Raw genomic sequence first — 382 nt, 5'->3', positions numbered from 1 at the left:
AGGCCTGTTTGTCCGCCGGACTGCGCGACGTGGGAGGTTGTGTTCTGTCCGAACTGGAAGAGGCCATAGGCGTTGTGGCCGCCGGTTTGCGAGACGGTGCCGGTATGGCCGGTGCCGTCCTGATGGATGATCGCCTGATCGGTGGCGCCCTGGGCGATGCCGGCGGCGTTATGGGCGCCTTGCTGGGTGACATGGCCGTTGGTCTCGATGTCGTGATGCAGGGCATAGGCGGCCAGGCCGAGGCGCAGGAGTTGGGCCTCGCGGGCATTCGACGGCGCGATATTGATCGACAGCGCGCCCGAGGCCTGCGCCGGGGCGGCCAGCGGCAGCGTGGCGGGCACGGCAAGGGCGGCGGCGACGAAAAGGGCCTTGGGGGAAAGGG

The 382-nt window shown here is 69.1% G+C and carries 1 protein-coding gene; it reads right to left on the bottom strand.

Going from position 1 to position 382, the window contains the following annotated elements:
* Window positions 1-382: hypothetical protein (locus JI664_RS23640; protein WP_207016241.1), on the bottom strand; the 382-nt coding region annotated here is incomplete at both ends.

The sequence above is a fragment of the Rhodobacter sp. NTK016B genome (assembly GCF_017303295.1).
GTDB lineage: Bacteria > Pseudomonadota > Alphaproteobacteria > Rhodobacterales > Rhodobacteraceae > Pararhodobacter.
The sequence above is the reverse complement of the archived record's forward strand: the minus strand, read 5'-3'. Positions and strand labels throughout refer to the sequence as shown.